This window comes from Micromonospora sp. MA102 (assembly GCF_025460765.1).
GTDB classification, from domain to species: domain Bacteria; phylum Actinomycetota; class Actinomycetes; order Mycobacteriales; family Micromonosporaceae; genus Micromonospora; species Micromonospora halotolerans.
This window is the reverse complement of record NZ_JAMWEG010000015.1, coordinates 17,981-34,034: the sequence shown is the minus strand read 5'-3', so window position 1 is coordinate 34,034 and position 16,054 is coordinate 17,981. Positions and strand designations below refer to the sequence as shown.

At 73.3% G+C, this 16,054-nt stretch carries 13 protein-coding genes; 6 read left to right on the top strand and 7 right to left on the bottom strand.

What is annotated here, in order from left to right; translation table 11 throughout:
• Positions 1–33: 33 nt before the first annotated feature.
• Positions 34–4,314, top strand: coding sequence for a discoidin domain-containing protein (locus NFX44_RS25085; protein WP_262286056.1), 4,281 nt, complete (start codon positions 34–36; stop codon positions 4,312–4,314).
• Positions 4,315–4,383: 69 nt separating this feature from the next.
• Here NFX44_RS25085 and NFX44_RS25080 read toward each other — a convergent pair whose 3' ends face one another.
• From NFX44_RS25080 to NFX44_RS25060, 5 genes are all read right to left on the bottom strand, one after another.
• A complete protein-coding gene (locus NFX44_RS25080) occupies positions 4,384–5,451 on the bottom strand; it encodes an SRPBCC domain-containing protein (protein WP_262286055.1) in 1,068 nt (355 codons plus the stop codon).
• 49 nt (positions 5,452–5,500) lie between these two features.
• Positions 5,501–6,832, bottom strand: coding sequence for a low temperature requirement protein A (locus NFX44_RS25075; RefSeq protein WP_262286054.1), 1,332 nt, complete (start codon positions 6,830–6,832; stop codon positions 5,501–5,503).
• 82 nt (positions 6,833–6,914) lie between these two features.
• Positions 6,915–7,541: a GNAT family N-acetyltransferase gene (locus NFX44_RS25070; protein WP_262286053.1), complete on the bottom strand. Its 627-nt coding sequence runs from the start codon at positions 7,539–7,541 to the stop codon at positions 6,915–6,917.
• A gap of 53 nt (positions 7,542–7,594) precedes the next feature.
• On the bottom strand, positions 7,595–7,936 hold the full coding sequence (locus NFX44_RS25065) for an MmcQ/YjbR family DNA-binding protein (RefSeq protein WP_262286052.1): 342 nt from the start codon (positions 7,934–7,936) through the stop codon (positions 7,595–7,597).
• Between the two features lie 30 nt (positions 7,937–7,966).
• Positions 7,967–8,557: a TetR/AcrR family transcriptional regulator gene (locus NFX44_RS25060; protein WP_262286051.1), complete on the bottom strand. Its 591-nt coding sequence runs from the start codon at positions 8,555–8,557 to the stop codon at positions 7,967–7,969.
• A gap of 103 nt (positions 8,558–8,660) precedes the next feature.
• Here NFX44_RS25060 and NFX44_RS25055 point away from each other — a divergent pair, with 103 nt between their 5' ends.
• From NFX44_RS25055 to NFX44_RS25045, 3 genes are all read left to right on the top strand, one after another.
• Positions 8,661–9,131, top strand: a complete 471-nt coding sequence (locus NFX44_RS25055; RefSeq protein WP_262286050.1) for a MarR family winged helix-turn-helix transcriptional regulator — start codon at positions 8,661–8,663, stop codon at positions 9,129–9,131.
• Positions 9,128–10,768 (top strand): MDR family MFS transporter, encoded by a 1,641-nt coding sequence (locus NFX44_RS25050; protein WP_262286049.1) that lies wholly within the window; start codon positions 9,128–9,130, stop codon positions 10,766–10,768. The genes NFX44_RS25055 and NFX44_RS25050 overlap by 4 nt, the downstream gene beginning before the upstream one ends.
• 98 nt (positions 10,769–10,866) lie before the next feature.
• Positions 10,867–11,751: a phosphatase PAP2 family protein gene (locus NFX44_RS25045; RefSeq protein WP_262286048.1), complete on the top strand. Its 885-nt coding sequence runs from the start codon at positions 10,867–10,869 to the stop codon at positions 11,749–11,751.
• A gap of 12 nt (positions 11,752–11,763) precedes the next feature.
• Here the strand turns inward: NFX44_RS25045 and NFX44_RS25040 are convergent, their stop codons facing one another.
• A complete protein-coding gene (locus NFX44_RS25040) occupies positions 11,764–13,839 on the bottom strand; it encodes a cellulose binding domain-containing protein (protein ID WP_262286047.1) in 2,076 nt (691 codons plus the stop codon).
• Between the two features lie 246 nt (positions 13,840–14,085).
• On the opposite strand from NFX44_RS25040, the gene NFX44_RS25035 reads away from it, so the two are divergent.
• Positions 14,086–14,829, top strand: a complete 744-nt coding sequence (locus NFX44_RS25035) for a lytic polysaccharide monooxygenase (protein ID WP_262286046.1) — start codon at positions 14,086–14,088, stop codon at positions 14,827–14,829.
• Positions 14,814–15,464, top strand: a complete 651-nt coding sequence (locus NFX44_RS25030) for a DUF305 domain-containing protein (RefSeq protein WP_262286045.1) — start codon at positions 14,814–14,816, stop codon at positions 15,462–15,464. Before NFX44_RS25035 ends, NFX44_RS25030 begins: the two co-directional genes overlap by 16 nt.
• A gap of 12 nt (positions 15,465–15,476) precedes the next feature.
• On the opposite strand, the gene NFX44_RS25025 is transcribed toward NFX44_RS25030, so the two are convergent.
• Positions 15,477–15,977 carry a DUF1772 domain-containing protein gene (locus NFX44_RS25025; protein WP_262286044.1) on the bottom strand — a complete coding sequence of 167 codons (501 nt, stop codon included), beginning with the start codon at positions 15,975–15,977 and terminating at the stop codon, positions 15,477–15,479.
• Positions 15,978–16,054: the final 77 nt, after the last annotated feature.

Sequence of the window (16,054 nt, the reverse complement as noted above, 5' to 3'; positions counted from 1 at the left end):
CTCCACGTCCCCGGAAGAAGGTGTCCCTCCACCATGTCCAGATTCCGTACCCGGCTGGTCGCGGTGCTCGCCGCGGTCGCGCTGGCCGTCACGGCCCCGCCCCCGTCCCCGGCCGCCGCGGCCGGCGGCCCCAACCTCGCGCTCGGCCGCACCGCCACGGCCAGCAGCGTCAACGGCCCCTACGCGGCCGGCAACCTCACCGACGGCAACGCCGGCAGCTACTGGGAGAGCGCCGGCGCGTTTCCCCAGTGGGCCCAGGTCGACCTCGGTTCCGCCCAGTCGGTCGACCAGGTCGTGCTGAAGCTCCCCGCCGGCTGGGAGACCCGCACCGAGACCCTGTCGGTGCAGGGCAGCACCGACGGCGGCACCTTCACCACCCTGGTCGCCTCGGCGGGCCGCACCTTCAGCCCGGCCAACGGCAACACGGTCACGCTGAGCTTCCCGGCGACCAGCGCCCGCCACGTCCGGATCGCGGTCACTGCCAACACCGGCTGGGCCGCCGCGCAGCTCGCCGAGCTGGAGGTGTACGGATCGGCGAGCGCGTCGGCCAACCTGGCCCTGGGCCGGACCATGGCGGAGAGCGGCCACTCCGACGTCTACGGCGCGGCCAACGCCAACGACGGCAACCCGGCCACCTACTGGGAGAGCGCCAACAACGCATTCCCGCAGTGGATCCGGGTCGACCTGGGCGCCGCCGTGGCGGTCAACAAGGTGGTGCTGAAGCTTCCCGCCGGCTGGCCGGCACGCACCCAGACACTCACCGTGCAGAGCAGCACCGACGGGTCCACCTTCGGCACCCTCGCCGGCTCCGCCGGGTACGCGTTCGACCCCGGCAGCGGCAACACGGTCACCGTCACCTTCGGCACGGCCACCACCCGCTACGTGCGGCTGCTGTTCACCGCCAACACCGGCTGGCCCGCCGGCCAGCTCGCCGAACTGGAGGTCTACGGCCCGGCCACCGGCGACACCCAGCCGCCGAGCGCTCCCGGCAACCTCGCCTTCACCGAGCCCGCCGCCGACCAGGTCCGGCTCGCCTGGACGGCGTCGACCGACAACGTCGGCGTGACCGGCTACGACGTCTACGCCAACGGCACGCTGCGCACCAGCGTCAGCGGCTCGACCCTCACCTGGACCGATACCCAGCCGGCCGGGTCGACGGTCTCCTACTACGTCCGGGCCCGCGACGCCGCCGGCAACCAGTCGGCCAGCAGCAACACCGTCACCCGCACCGGCAACACCGGCGACACCACGGCGCCGACAGCGCCGGGCAACCTGGCGTACACCCAGCCGGCGAGCGGGCAGATCCGGCTGACCTGGACGGCGTCGACCGACAACGTCGGCGTGACCGGCTACGACGTCTACGCCAACAACGCGCTGCGCGGCAGCGTCAGCGGCTCGACCCTCACCTACACCGACACCCAGCCGGACAGCGCCACCGTCTCGTACTTCGTCCGGGCCCGGGACGCGGCCGGGAACGTCTCGGCGACCTCCAACACGGTCACCCGGACCGGCAGCACCCCGGGAGGCACCAACCTGGCCGCCGGCAAGCCGATCACCGCCTCCTCGGTGGTGCACGTGTTCACCGCGGCCAACGCCAACGACGGTGACGTGACGACCTACTGGGAGGGCGCGCCGGGGGCGTACCCGAGCACGCTGACCGTCGCGCTGGGCGCCAACGCCAGCATCAGCGCGATCGTCGTCAAGCTCAACCCGGACCCGGTCTGGGGGCCGCGCACGCAGACCTTCCAGGTGCTCGGCCGGGAGCAGTCCGCGTCCGGGTTCACCAGCGTGGTCGGCTCGGCGACGTACTCGTTCAGCCCGAGCAGCAGCAACACGGTGACCATCCCGGTCAGCGCCACGGCCGCGGACGTGCGGCTGCAGTTCACCGCCAACTCGGGCTCGTCCAACGGTCAGGTCGCCGAGTTCCAGGTGATCGGCACGCCGGCGCCGAACCCGGACCTCACCGTCACCGCGCTGTCCGCGGCACCGTCCGCGCCGGTGGAGACCGACGCCGTCACGCTCTCCGCCACCGTCCGCAACGCCGGCACCGCGCCGGCCGCCGCCTCCGCGGTCACCTTCTCCCTGGGTACGACCAAGGTCGGCACCGCGGCCGTCGGGGCGCTCGCGGCCGGTGCGTCGGCGACCGTCACCGTGGGCATCGGCGCGCGCAACGCCGGCAGCTACGAGGTGACGGCCACCGCCGACGAGGCGAACACCGTCATCGAGCAGAACGAGTCGAACAACAGCCGGACCACCGCGCTGACCGTCAGCCCGGTGCCCAGCTCCGACCTGGTCGCGGGCGCGGTGAGCTGGTCACCCGGCACGCCGAGCGCCGGCACCGCGGTCAGCTTCGCGGTGTCGATCCGCAACCAGGGCACGGTCGCCTCGGCCGGCGGGGCGCACGGCATCACCCTCACCCTGCTCAGCGACAACGGCGCGGTGGTGCGGACCCTGACCGGCTCGTACAGCGGAACCCTGGCGGCCGGGGCGACCAGCCCGCCGGTCGACCTGGGCGGCTGGACGGCGGCGAACGGGAAGTACACGGTGCGGGTGGCACTCGCCGCCGACGCCAACGAGCTGCCCGTCAAGCAGCAGAACAACACCACCGAGCGGCCGCTGTTCGTGGGCCGGGGCGCGAACGTCCCGTACGACATGTACGAGGCCGAGGACGGCCGGGTCGGCGGCGGCGCGCAGGTGCTCGGGCCGAACCGGACCATCGGCGACCTGGCCGGTGAGGCGTCCGGCCGCCGCGCGGTCACCCTGAACACCACCGGCGCGTACGTCGAGTGGACCACCCGGGCGTCCACCAACACCCTGGTCACCCGCTTCTCCATCCCGGACGCCCCGGGCGGCGGCGGGATCGACTCGACGTTGAACATCTACGTCAACGGCGTGCTGCACAAGCCGATCAACCTGACCTCGAAGCACATCTGGCTCTACGGCGCCGAGGCCGGCCCCAGCGACTCACCGGGCGCCGGCGCGCCCCGCCACCTGTACGACGAGGCCAACGTGATGTTGAACTCGACCGTACCGGCCGGCGCCACCATCCGGCTCCAGAAGGACCCGGCCAACAGCACCACGTACGCGATCGACTTCGTCAACACCGAGCTGGTGTCGCCCCGGGCCAACCCGGACCCGGCCCGGTACGCGGTGCCGAACGGCTTCAGCCACGCGGACGTGCAGAACGCCCTGGACGCCGTCCGGATGGACGCCACCGGCAACCTGGTCGGCGTCTACCTGCCGCCCGGCACCTACGACACCGCCCAGAAGTTCCAGGTGTACGGCAAGCCGGTCCGGGTGGTCGGCGCGGGCATGTGGTACACCCGCTTCCAGACGCCCACCAACCAGCAGAACACCGACGCCGGCTTCCGGGTGGAGTCCTCGGCCAGCGGGTCGACCTTCGCCCACCTGGCCTTCTTCGGCAACTACACCACCCGGATCGACGGTCCGGGCAAGGTGTGGGGCGAGCTGAAGGACGTCGACAACATGACGCTGGACAGCGTCTGGGTCGAGCACACCGTCTGCGCGTACTGGGGGGTGAGCGTCAGCGGGCTGACCATCCGGGACAGCCGCTTCCGCGACACCTTCGCCGACGCGGTCAACATGACCAACGCCAGCACGAACAACCTGGTCACCAACTCGGAGGGCCGATCCAACGGCGACGACGCCTTCGCGCTGTTCTCCGCGACCGACCAGGGCGGCTCGGGCGGCAACCACGGCAACGTGTTCGAGAACCTCACCGCCACACTGACGTGGCGGGCGGCCGGCGTGGCGGTCTACGGCGGCTACGACAACGTCTTCCGCAACCTCTACATCGCCGACCAGCTGACGTACTCGGGCATCACCATCAGCTCGCTGGACTTCGGCTACCCGTTCGTCGGGTTCGGCGCCAGCCCACCCACCCAGTTCCAGAACGTCTCGCTGATCCGGTCGGGCGGGCACTTCTGGGGCCAGCAGACGTTCCCGGCCCTGTGGCTCTTCTCTGCCTCCAAGGAGTTCCGCGGCATCCGGATCTCCGACGTGGACATCGTCGACCCGACGTACTCCGGGATCATGTTCCAGACCAAGTACACCGGCAGCCAACCGGAGAATCCGGTCACCGACACGGTCCTGACCAATGTGTCGATCTCCGGGGCGAAGCGCAGCGGTGACGCCTTCGACGCCAAGTCCGGCTTCGGCATCTGGGTCAACGAGATGCCCGAGCCGGGACAGGGCCCGGCGGTCGGCTCCGCCACCTTCACCAACCTCCGGCTGACCGACAACTACCAGGACATCAGGAACACGACCAGCACCTTCACCATCAACCGGAACTGATCCCTCGGTCAGCGGCGCCGCCGGGAGGAACGATCCTCCCGGCGGCGCCGTGCCGTGGCCGAACCCGCGTCACAGCCCGGAGCAGGCCGCCCCGTCCACCGTGCAGCCCTCCGGCCCCGTGGCCGACAGGTCGGGATCCCGCACGTCGAACCGGATCGTGGTCGACCCGCCCGCCGGCACCGCCGCGCCCGTGAAGGTGACCACCGCGCCGTCCTGCTTGGCCTCGGCCCCGTTGACGCTGCTGACCGTGGCGTCGTCGCCCAGCGTCACGGTCACCGTCCAGTCCTGCCTCGCCGCCGGACCGGGATTGCGCAGCACCACCTGGCTCCGGTAGCCGAAGACCCGGTCGGAGACGGTCTCGTAGCTGGCGGCCAGCCGCGCGGCCGGCGGCGGGCTGAGGCTGGGCCTTCGGGTGGGGGAGGCGGGCGCGCTCGTCGCCGGCGCGACGCTGCGGCGGCTGGCCGACGGCGTGGGCCGGGACGGGGTGGCCCGGGGCGGTGCGCTGCTCGTGGCCGGCGCGGGCGGCGACGACGGCGGTGTCGACGCCGGCGCGGCGGCCGGCGCGGTCGGGGCGGGCCTGGTGGCCCACACCGTCCCCCCGGCGGCCACGCCGAGCATCGCCAGCACGCCGGCCGCCAGCAGCACCAGACGACGACGCCCGGACCGGCCGTCCGCCGCACCGGGCCCGACCATCGGCAGTTCGGCGGTCAGCCCGCCCTCGGCCCGGCGCAGGTCGATCTCCTGGAACGCCAGCCAGTCGAGGATCGCCGGGAGCCGTCCGGTCACCGCCCGCTGGTGTTGCTCGGCGCGCCGGTCGGCGTCCCAGTCGCCCTCCTCCAGCACCTCCCGCACGGACAGCCGCGAGCCGTGACCGATGGGGACCAGGTCGCACGCCAGCCGGGTGCTCCGGGTGCCCTCGCGGCAGCGCAGCACCAGCCGTTCCGGCGCGCGCAGCTCGACCACCTCCACGTCGGTGTCGGCGTCGTAGCCGGGCAGCCCTCCGGTCCGCAGCAGCGTCCGGTCGCCCAGCGACTCGCTGCCGGCGAACCATTTGGCGAGCAGCGCCTGTTCCGTCAGCGCCCGCCAGATTCGTGCCGGCGGGTGGGACAGGTCGACCTCGGTGGCGATCTCGATCACGCGGAGACTCTAAGGCCAGCCCGTCCCACCATGGGGAACGGGCGACCGGCTACCCCGCGGACCGGTCCGGGCCGCCGTCGTGCCAGCGGGCACGGAACGCCGCCTCGCCCGCCTCGTGGCTGGCCTTCTCCTCGTACACCGCCCGCCGCAGCGCGGTTCGGGCCTCCGCCATCGTCACCACCTCGTACGCGACGAGCGCGACGCAGATGGCGGTGAGCAGCCCGAGCGCGGCGAGCGCGGGCAGGTGCCCGGCGACCGGCAACCCGGCGGCGAGCGCGATGAGGGCGCCGAGCCGGCTCCAGGACAGGGTCTTCAGGGTGCGCAGCTGGAAGGCCATGTCGGCGGCCAGGTAGATCATCACCCCGGCGAAGAGCAACGGCACGGCCGGCCCGTGCGCCCGCTCGGCCACCCCGCCGACCGGGTCGGTGATCGTCCGCACCAGCTCCTCCGCGCCGATGGCGAAAAGGATCACCCCGGCGATCATGGGCAGGTAGAGATAGGCGTACGCGTCCCGGGCCATCGCCACGCGCGGGCGGCCCTCGGCGGCGTGCAGAGCGATCCGTGCGGCCGGACCGATCATGTCGAAGTGCACCCACCAGAGCGCCGCGGTGAACAGGATGCCGAAGATCGCCGCGGGGATGGCCGGCCAGGTGACCGGCTTGCCGAGCAGGTTGCCGCCGACGCCGACCGAGATCACCGACTCGCCCAGCGCGATGATCAGGATCAGGTCGTAGCGTTCGGTCCAGTGCTCGGCGGAGGTGATCTGCCAGCCCTCCGCGCCGGACAGCAGGCCGCCGGCGTACTGCACGACCACCACGCCGATCCAGAGCCCGTCGCGCAGCCACAACCCGACGTCCGGGTCCCCGACCATGGGCGGGAGCAGCGCCGCGACCAGCAGCAGGAGGGTGGTGATCAGCACCTCGGGGAGGAAATGCCACAGCTTGCGCCGTCCCGCCGGGTCGCCCCGGGTCGCGTACACGTAGAGCGACAGGTGCACGGTGCGGGTCACCACGTAGCTGACGGTGACCAGCATGGGCCCGGCGCTGCCCTGCTGGAGGTCGCCGAAGGTCTGCGGCAGGGCCAGCGCGAAGGTGAACAACGCGATCATGCCGATCACCATGAGCGCCGGGACGAAACCCTCGCCCAGCCGCAGCCGGCTGGCTACCACGCTGTGGACCACCCAGCACCACCAGAGCACGGCGAGGACCAGCATGGCGTGCAGCAGTTCGCGCCCGGTCACGTTCGCCGCGGTGGCGCGCGTGATGAGGAAGAACGAGACCACGAAGACGAGGTCGAAGAAGATCTCGAACTTGTCCACCCGGGCGGCGGGGGCGATCGGCATGGCGGGGCCCAGCCCCTTGCCCCACCGGTCGCCGCCCACCGCACGAGTCTGTCAGCGCCGGGCCGGCCGGCGGGGCGGAATCGATCGCCGTGCCGCGACACGCCCGGACCGTCGTCGCAGCTCAGGTGGTGGACCGCCCGAGGTAGGTGAGCGGGCCCGGGTCGGGCACCGGGATGACGTGGAAGCCCAGCCGGTCGTAGAAGCCGCGCGCGCGGACGTTGGCGGTGACCATGCCGACGTGCAGCGCGGGCGCGCCGGCGCGGGCGGCGGCGGCCCGGAACGTGTCCAGCAGCCGCCGGCCGTGGCCGCGACCCTGGTGGCTGGGGAGCAGGTCGATGTGCAGGTGGGCCGGGTGGTCGGCCAGCTCCGGCAGGAGCATCCGCTCGGGGTGGTGGTGCAGGGCGATCATCTCCTCGTCCGGGGTGCACGGGTCGCCGGCCGGCGCGGGGTAGCGGTGTGCCAGCCGGGGGATCCAGACGCGCCGGTAGGCGCGGACGAAGGCGGCGGTGTCGGCGGTGCCGACCACGTAGCCGACCACCCGGCCGGCGTCGGCCAGGACGAATGCCAGGTCGGGTTCGAGGTGCAGGTAGGGCCCGGCGAACAGGTCGGGCATGAGGTCGTCCGAGGCGTACCGGCCCCGGGCGTCGCCGCCGGCGTCGGCGGTGCGCACGCAGATGTCGTAGACCGCGTCGTGGTCGGCGGGCCGGTACGGCCGCACGGCCGCCGTGGATGTCGTGGTGCCGCTCATGCCGGGACCGTACGGCGTGGTACCGCTCTCACCGAAGCCCCCGCCGGCCGCGGTTACCCGCCTAGCCGCTGGCGGGCCAGGAACTTCGGCACCACCATCCGCCACGCCTCGCACACCAGCTCGGTCATCTGGTCGTGGTCGAGCCGCTCCAGGTGGCAGCAGACCCAGTTGAAGCGCAGGTCGGAGGGCCGGGGCAAAAAGAACAGCGCCGGCTCGGCGGCGATCAGCCCGTCCCGCTGCTCCTTCGGGTAGCCGAAGCCCATGCTCCGCTCGTCGCGGCTGAACGCGACGTAGACGATCGCGCCGACCCGGAACTTGATCCGGTCGTGGATCAGGTGCTCGCTGGTGCGGGGCAGCGTGCGTGCCAGGGCGCGGACGTCGTCGACGGTGACCACGCCGAGGACGCTAGCCCCACGGTGCGACAGTCAGCCGGCCGCCGGGGCGGCGTGGGCGAGCGCGGCCCGCAGCGTGTCGGTCAGCGGCTGATCCGGTTGCTCGATCCACTGCTGGACGGCGACCCGCAGGGTGGCCAGGAAGGTGGCGGTCAGGATTCGCGCGCGCAGCGCCATGTCGGGGCCGGTGATCCGGCGGCCGAGCTCCCCGGCCAGCTCCCGCTCGATCGCCGTGTACGCGGCCACCTGGTGCGCCAGCAGGCCCGGGTTGCCGTGCAGCCGGCGGCGCCGGTTGAGCCAGGATTCGGCGGTCTCGTCGTACATCTCGTCGGCCTGGCACAGGGCGGCCCGGCTCAGCGCCGCCCACGGTGTCAGGTCGGCGGGTTGCTCGGCGATCAGGTCGAGCAGCCGGCGCAGCCGCATGGTGTCGCCGTGGAAGAGCGCCTCCTCCTTGCTGGAGAAGTAGTTGGAGAAGGTGCGCCGGGACACGTTGGCGGCGTCGGCGATCGCCTCGACGGTGACCCGGTCGGGCCCCTGCTCGGCGGCGAGACGGAGGGCCGCCTCGTGCAGGGCGAGGCGCGTCGCCGCCTTCTTCCGCTCGCGCAGCCCGGTCGACTCGTCCATGGCTCCCCAGCGTACGTGATCCGTTTCTCAATGAGCAAACTTGCCTGATGGGCAAGATTCGCGAATCATTGCTTGAGGCAACCAAGGCAGGGGGAGGGGAAGAGTGGACGCGACCAGCCGAGAACTCGTCGCCCGGTTGCAGGACCTGCTGACCGGCGTGCGGGTGCTCAAGCAGCGGCGCGCGCACGACCGGCCGGCCGTGCCGCCCGGCCTGGTGGGCCTGCTCCGGCACATCGACCGGGACGGCGCCACCGGCTGCCACGCCCGGGACCTGGCAGAGCGGGGCCGGCTCGACCCCTCGACGGTGAGCCGGGCGGTCGCCGCCCTGGTCGCCGACGGCCTGGTCGACCGGCGCGCCGACCCGCAGGACCGGCGGGCCAGTCACCTGACGATCACCCCGGCCGGCCGGGCCGCCATGACCGAGGCCTACGACTGGTACGGCGGGGTGATCTCCCGGGCACTCGCCGACTGGACCCCCGACGAGGTGGCGGCCCTGTCCACCGCGCTCGCACGCCTCACCCGCGACCTTGAGGTCGCCCTCACCCGACACGACAACCTGGAGGACGCGCGATGAGCGCACCCACCGCGACGGCGGACGCCGCGCCCATGAGCCGGCGGAAGACGCTGGAAGCCCTCAGCGGCCTGTTGCTGGTGCTCTTCGTGGCCATGCTGAGCAGCACGGTCGTCTCGACCGCCCTACCGAAGATCATCGGAGCCCTCAACGGCTCGCAGACGCAGTACACCTGGGTGGTCACCGCCACCCTGCTCACCGCCACGGCGACCACCCCGATCTGGGGCAAGCTCGCCGACCTGTTCAACAAGAAGCTGCTCATCCAGGTCGCCATCGTGGTCTTCCTGGCCGGCTCGGTCGCGGCCGGCTTCTCGCACTCGGCCGGCCAGCTCATCGCCGCCCGCGCCTTCCAGGGCATCGGCGTCGGCGGTCTCCAGGCCCTGGTCCAGGTGGCCATCGCCGCGATGATCCCGCCCCGGGAGCGCGGCCGCTACAACGGTTACCTGGGCGGCGTCATGGCCCTCGCCACGGTCGGCGGCCCGCTGCTCGGCGGCCTCATCGTGGACACCTCCTGGCTCGGCTGGCGCTGGTGCTTCTTCGTCGGCGTGCCCGTCGCGGCCGTCGCGCTGCTCCTGCTCCAGGCCACCCTGCACCTGCCCACCGCGCGGCGCGACAACGTGAAGATCGACTACCTGGGCGCCACCCTGATCGCCGCCGGCGTCAGCCTCCTGCTGATCTGGATCTCGTTCGTCGACAGCTCCTTCGCCTGGCTGTCCTGGCAGACCGGAGCGATGGTCGGCGGCTCGGTGCTGCTGCTCGCCCTCGCCGTCCTGGTGGAGTCGCGGGCCGCCGAGCCGGTCGTGCCGCTGGAGATCGTCCGCGAGCGCACCACGGCGCTGGCGATCCTCGGCAGCCTCGCGGTCGGCATGGCGATGTTCGGGGGCGCGGTCTTCCTCGGCCAGTACTTCCAGATCGGCCGCGGCTACAGCCCGACCGAGGCCGGCCTGCTCACCATCCCGATGATGGCCGGCGTGCTGCTCTCCTCGATCGTCGCCGGCCGGCTGATCACGTCCTCCGGGAAGATCAAGCCGTACATCGTCGCCGGGTCGATCATCCTGGTCGTCGGCTTCGCCCTGCTCGGCACCATCGACCACGAGACCTCGCTGGTCCTGGTCGGCGCCGCCATGTTCATCGTCGGCGTGGGCGTCGGCATGACCATGCAGAACCTGGTGCTCGCGGTGCAGAACACGGTGGCGCTCAAGGACATCGGCGCGGCCAGCTCCAGCGTGGCGTTCTTCCGCTCGCTCGGCGGCACCATCGGCGTGTCGGTGCTCGGCGCGGTCCTGGCCCGCCAGGTCACCGACCGGATCACCCACGACCTGGCCGCGGCGGGGATCCCCACCACGGGTGGCGGCGGCAGCAGCACGCTCAACCTCGCCGCCCTGCCCGCGCCGGTGCAGGAGATTGTGCGGGCCGCGTATGGTGACGCGACCGGGCACATCTTCCTGATCTCGGCCGCCATCGCGGTCGTCGGGATCCTGGCCGCGCTGCTGCTCAAGCCGGTCACCCTGCGGTCCAGCCTGGACCTGCCCGACACCGCCCGTTCGGTCGCCGTCGCGGCCGACGCGGTCGACGGGGCGCCCGCCTTCGACGAGGTGGCCGTGGACGTCGCGGGGCCGGGTGAACGCGCCCGCCGCTGACGCCCTGTCGTCCCAGGGCCGTCGCCGATCCGGCGGCGGCCCTGGTCCGTGCCCACCCGGGCCGGCATGACGCCGGCCCTTGACCGAATCGAGGCGCCGTGGACACCACGCAGCCCGCGCCACCACCGGTGACCGTCGACGCGCGGCCGACCGGGGCGGTGCGCCGGGCGGTCCGCGAGCTGAGCCTCGTCGCCGCGCTCTTCCTCGCCTACAAGGCGGGCCGGACGCTGGTGGCCGGGCGGTCCGGCACCGCACTGGTCAACGGGGAGCGGATCTGGTGGCTGGAGCGGCTGCTCCACCTGCCGGACGAGGCCGCCGTGCAGGCCCCGTTGCTGGTCCACGAGCTGCCGGTCCGGCTGGCCAACTGCTACTACGCCTACGTGCACTTCCCGGCCACCGTGCTCTGCCTGGTGTGGCTCTACCTCCGCCATCCCGTGCACTACCGGTGGATGCGGCGGGCCCTCGCCGTGCTCACCGCGGCGGCGCTGGCCCTGCACGTCCTCGTGCCGCTCGCTCCGCCCCGGATGACCGCGCTCACCGGCCTGGTGGACACCGGCAGCCGGTACGGCCCCGCCGTCTACGGCCCGCCCGACACCGACACGCTGAGCAACCAGTACGCCGCGATGCCCTCCCTGCACGTCGGCTGGGCTGTGGCCGTCGCCGTCGCGCTGATCACGGTGACCTCCGGGCGGTGGCGGTGGTTCTGGCTGGCCCATCCCGTGCTCACCCTGCTGGTGGTGGTCGGCACCGGTAACCACTACTGGCTCGACGGGATCGTCGCGGTGACGCTGCTCGGGGTGATCCTGGCGGGGCTGCCCCGGCCGGGCGCGTCCCGCCGGCGACCGGCCGGGCCGGAGTACGCCGCGCGCCTGCGCCCGCACGTCGTCCCGGCCCCGCGCCGCCCCGGCGGCGTGGGCCGCCGACGGAGCCCGCGGACCCCGTCGGCGGCCGACGGCCGGCTCCGGCCACCCCGGCGGGGGTGACCTCGGCCCGGTTCACCCCGTGGCGCACACGGTTCCGTTGAGCCGGAACGCGCCGGGCGGCACGTTCGGCCCGCTGTACGCGCCGACGAATCCGGCGCTGGTGCTGCCGCCACCGGCGGCGAGCCGGCGGTTGTCGGCGGTGCTGGTCGCCGTGACCCGGGTGCCCACCTGCGACCAGTTGGCGCTCCAGCCGCTGCTCACCTGCTGCCAGTCGGTGGGCCAGGTCCAGGTGAGTGTCCAGCCGTCGATCGCGCTCGGGCCGGTGTTCACGATGTCCACGGTCGCCACGTAGCCGTTGCCCCAGTCGGTGTCCGGGTGGAAGCGGACGGCGCAGGTGCTGGCGGCCGGGCTACCGGTGGCGAAGGTGAGCGGCGGGGAGGACCAGGAGACCCGGCCCGCGGTGTCCCGGGCCAGCACGTTGACCGTGTACCGGGTGCCGGGTTCGAGGTTGCCGACCGTGAGCGAGGTGCGGGCCGTCTCGCCGAGCTGCTCGCTGACCGCCCCGTGCTGCCGGTACACCTCGTACTTGGCGATCGGCGCGCCGCCGGGCGCGGCCGGCGGCCAGGTGATCGTCGCCGTCCGGTCGGTGACCGCGCCGGCGGTGGGCCGGCCCGGCGCGCCGGGCCGGCCGGCGACCACACCGGCCGGGCGCAGCACGAGCGTGGTCAGCGAGTACGGCGGCAGCGTCCGGCTGGTCGCGTCGCCGGACCGCCCGGTGGCCACCCCGGCCGCGCCGTTGGTCAGCGTGTGCACCGTCGGCGCCTCGTCCGCCGGGGTGAAGCCGGCGTAGTCGATGGCCACCGGGTACGCGGTGTCCGGGTCCCTGTTCAGCAGCAGGACCGCGAGGCTGCCGTCGGGCCGGCGGGCCGCGTGCGCGGCGACCAGGGGCTGGTCGGTGGCGGCGCGGACGAACTGGTCGCCGGCCCGGGCGAAGAGGTTCATCATGGACAACCCGTGGTATGGCGCGAACGGCGTGTTGAGCGGCGGCTCGCAGACCGACCCGTCGGCGGTGCACCCGCCGCTGGAGAGCAGCCCGAAGTCGCCGTAGTCGGTCTGGCCGGCGACCTGCGAGACCGTGCCGATCCCGTTGTGCGTGTTCCACCACTGCACGGTGAAGACACCCTGCTCCAGCAGCCCGCTGTAGGCGTCGGCCAGGAAGAGCGCGCCCGGCTGGGTGTTCTGGCCGGCGCCGACGTTCAGCTCGGTGAAGCTGATCCCGATCCGGCCGGCGTCCGGGCCGGCGTAGCGGGCGATCTGCTGGCGCAGCAGCCAGGCGGCGTCGGGGAGGTGGCTGGTCCGGGCGAGGGACTCGGCGGCCGTGCCGCCCGGGTACCAGTGCACGTCGACGAAGTCGATCTTCGGGCCGGCGAGGGAGAGCACGGTCTGGTTCCAGGGGCCGGGGTCCGCGCCGGCGGTCAGCCCGTCCGGCCAGTTGCCCGGCATGGTCAGCACCGCGCCGACCTTGATGTCCGGGTCGACCGCCTTCATGGCGTCGGCGTACTCGACGACCAGCCGGGCGTACTGGCTGGCGCTCTTGTCGGGGTGGTCGTCGGCCTCCCAGGCCGAGCCGTAGTGGCCGTTGCCGTAGTTCTCGTTGCCGACCGTCCACCACCTCGCGTCGTAGCCCTTGGTGACGTTGGCGTACCGCACCCACTCGGCGGCCTCGGCCGGGGTGCCGGTGCCGTAGTTGGCGATGATCATCGGCTCGGCGCCGACCCGCCGGGCCGCGGCCATGAAGGTGTCGAAGTCGGTGTTCGGGGCGACGTAGCCGCCCGGCGCGGTGTGGTTCCGCCAGTGGTAGATGTCGGCGTAGGAGCCGCCCGGGTAGCGCAGCATCCGCACGCCGGCCGCCCGGAGCAGGTCCGAGGTCTCGGTGCTGCCGAGCTGCTCGTCCCAGATGGCGTGGTTGACGCCGAGCGCGGTGTCCGGCACGGTCGCCAGCCCGGCGCGGGCGTTCACGGTCACCGTCACCGGGTCGGCCGCCGCGCCGGCGGCGGGCGGGCCGACGGCGGCCGGCGCGGCGAGGGCGAGCAGCAGGCTCGCCGCGTACGCCGTGACCCGGCGCGGGGTGGAGGGGGTTCTGCTCATGCGGGGTTCCTTCGGAGGTCGGGCGATCGTCTGTCCTGCGTCGCCCTCCCGGTGTCCGGGTGCCCAAGGAGCGACGGTCGGCCCCGCGCAGAGCCATCGACGTCCCAGAATCCCATGCGGGTGCCGGGGCGCTCAAGGACGGCCCCGGATACGCGGCTTAATTTATAGACAGGAGTCTTTACTGTTAACAAGGTTTAATTTATGTTCATTGACATCTCCTCCCACCGCCCCGAAGGAGTTGCCGCCATGCGCCGAAGAATCACCCTGCCGCTGCTCACCACGGGTGCCGTCACCGCCACCCTGGCGGTCGCCGCACCCGCCCAGGCCCACGGCTACGTCTCGTCGCCCCCCAGCCGCCAGGCACTCTGCGCCCAGAACCGGGTGCCCGACTGCGGCCAGATCAAGTACGAGCCGCAGAGCGTCGAGGGACCCAAGGGCCTCAAGAGCTGCCACGCGGGCATCGCCCAGTTCGCCGTGCTCAACGACGACAGCCGCGGCTGGCCGGCCACCTCAGTCGGCAGCTCGGTGACGTTCACCTGGGTCAACACCGCCCGGCACGCCACGTCCAACTGGGAATACTGGATCGGCAACACCCGGGTCGCGGTCGTCGACGGCGGCGGCCGCCAGCCCGACGCCACCGTGTCGCACACCGTCAACCTGGGTGGCTTCTCCGGCCGGCAGAAGCTCCTCGCCGTGTGGAACATCGCCGACACCGCCAACGCCTTCTACTCCTGCGTCGACCTCCAGATCGGCGGGGGCGGCGGCAACCCCACGCCCAGCCCGACGCCGACCCCCGCGCCGACGACCCCGACGCCCCGGCCCACCCCGACCAGCTCGCCGGCCCCCGGCGGCACCTGGACCGCCGGGCGCGCCTACCAGGTGGGGGACACGGTCACCTACAACGGCCTGACCTACCGCTGCCGCCAGGCGCACACCGCGATCCCCGGCTGGGAACCGCCGAACGTGCCGGCGCTGTGGCTCCAGATCTGACCGGACGGGTGCGGCCGCGCCCCGCGTGCGCCGCACCCGGCACCCGGCGTACCCCCGACCGCAGGGCCGGCCTGCGCGGCCCGCTCGCCGCCGCCCTGCTGGCCGTGCTGCTGGCCGCGGCCGGCTGCACCGGCCAGCCGGCGCCGACCGCCGCCACCCGTCCCGGGCCCGCCGCCGAGACCGCGACCAGCGGCATCGACGCGCTCTTCCTGGCCATGATGGTGGCGCACACCGAGCAGACCCTGGACATCGTGGGGCTCGGGCTCGACCGCACCACCGACCCGGAGATCCGCACGCTGATCGCCGCCGTCCGGGCCACCGAGACCGACGAACTGGCCACCATGCGCGGCTGGCTGCGCGAGGCCGGCCCGTCCGCAATGGCGGCCGCCGAGCGGCACGACCACTCCGGCCACAGCGACGCCGCCGCCGGGCTGGCGCGGCTGCGGGCCGCCCCGCCCGGCCAGGCCGACCGGGTGCTGCTCGACGTGCTCGGCGCCCACCAGCGGATCGCCGCCGAGCTGGCCCGCGCCCAGGTCCAGGCCGGCACGAGCGCCCGGGTACGCGACCTCGCCGGCCGGATCGAACGATCCCGCACCGCCGAGGTCGCGTTGCTGGCGAAGCTGCGCGACCGGTGACCCGGACGTCGGTCAGCCGGGCAGCGACCGGGCCACCAGCAGCGCCACGCCGAGGCAGCCGAAGGCGGCGGTGTTGAGCACCGCCCGGACCACGTTCCAGCCGACCCAGGCGCTCTCGAACGCCGCGCGCAGCTCCGCCGGGTCGGCCAGCCGGGCGGCCCCCGCCTCCAGCCGGTCGTTGAGCGGCACGTTCACGGCGGCGGTCACCGCGAGCACCAGCACGTAGAGCGTCAGGCCGGCGACCAGCCAGGGCAGGGGCCCGCGCAGCCGCGCGGGCAGGTGCAGCAGGACGGCCGCGAGGGTGCAGACCAGCGCGCCGCCGAAGCAGAGCGCGAACCAGCCGTTGAGGATGGCCTGGTTGATCGACCGCATGCCGGCGACGAACGCCCGGTCGTCGACCCGGGCCAGGCCCGGCATCACCGCGTACGCGAAGGCCGCGAAGAGCCCCGCCGTCAGGCCCGTCGTCATGGTGGCCAGCAGCAGCACGCCGGCCCGGATGTTCGATGCGGTCATGAGGACCATTGGACCCGGGGATCGCTGGACGATCCATGGCCGGAACGCCCCGACCCATACGTGAGCGTCTACGCTCA

What these genes read in the sequence shown, in the direction of transcription:
- NFX44_RS25035 (WP_262286046.1), top strand. Translation starts at nt 14,086, where the DNA reads ATGCGCCGAAGAATCACCCTGCCGCTGCTCACCACGGGTGCCGTCACC.
- NFX44_RS25025 (WP_262286044.1), bottom strand. Translation starts at nt 15,977, where the DNA reads ATGACCGCATCGAACATCCGGGCCGGCGTGCTGCTGCTGGCCACCATG.
- NFX44_RS25060 (WP_262286051.1), bottom strand. Translation starts at nt 8,557, where the DNA reads ATGGACGAGTCGACCGGGCTGCGCGAGCGGAAGAAGGCGGCGACGCGC.
- NFX44_RS25085 (WP_262286056.1), top strand. Translation starts at nt 34, where the DNA reads ATGTCCAGATTCCGTACCCGGCTGGTCGCGGTGCTCGCCGCGGTCGCG.
- NFX44_RS25050 (WP_262286049.1), top strand. Translation starts at nt 9,128, where the DNA reads ATGAGCGCACCCACCGCGACGGCGGACGCCGCGCCCATGAGCCGGCGG.
- NFX44_RS25040 (WP_262286047.1), bottom strand. Translation starts at nt 13,839, where the DNA reads ATGAGCAGAACCCCCTCCACCCCGCGCCGGGTCACGGCGTACGCGGCG.
- NFX44_RS25070 (WP_262286053.1), bottom strand. Translation starts at nt 7,541, where the DNA reads ATGAGCGGCACCACGACATCCACGGCGGCCGTGCGGCCGTACCGGCCC.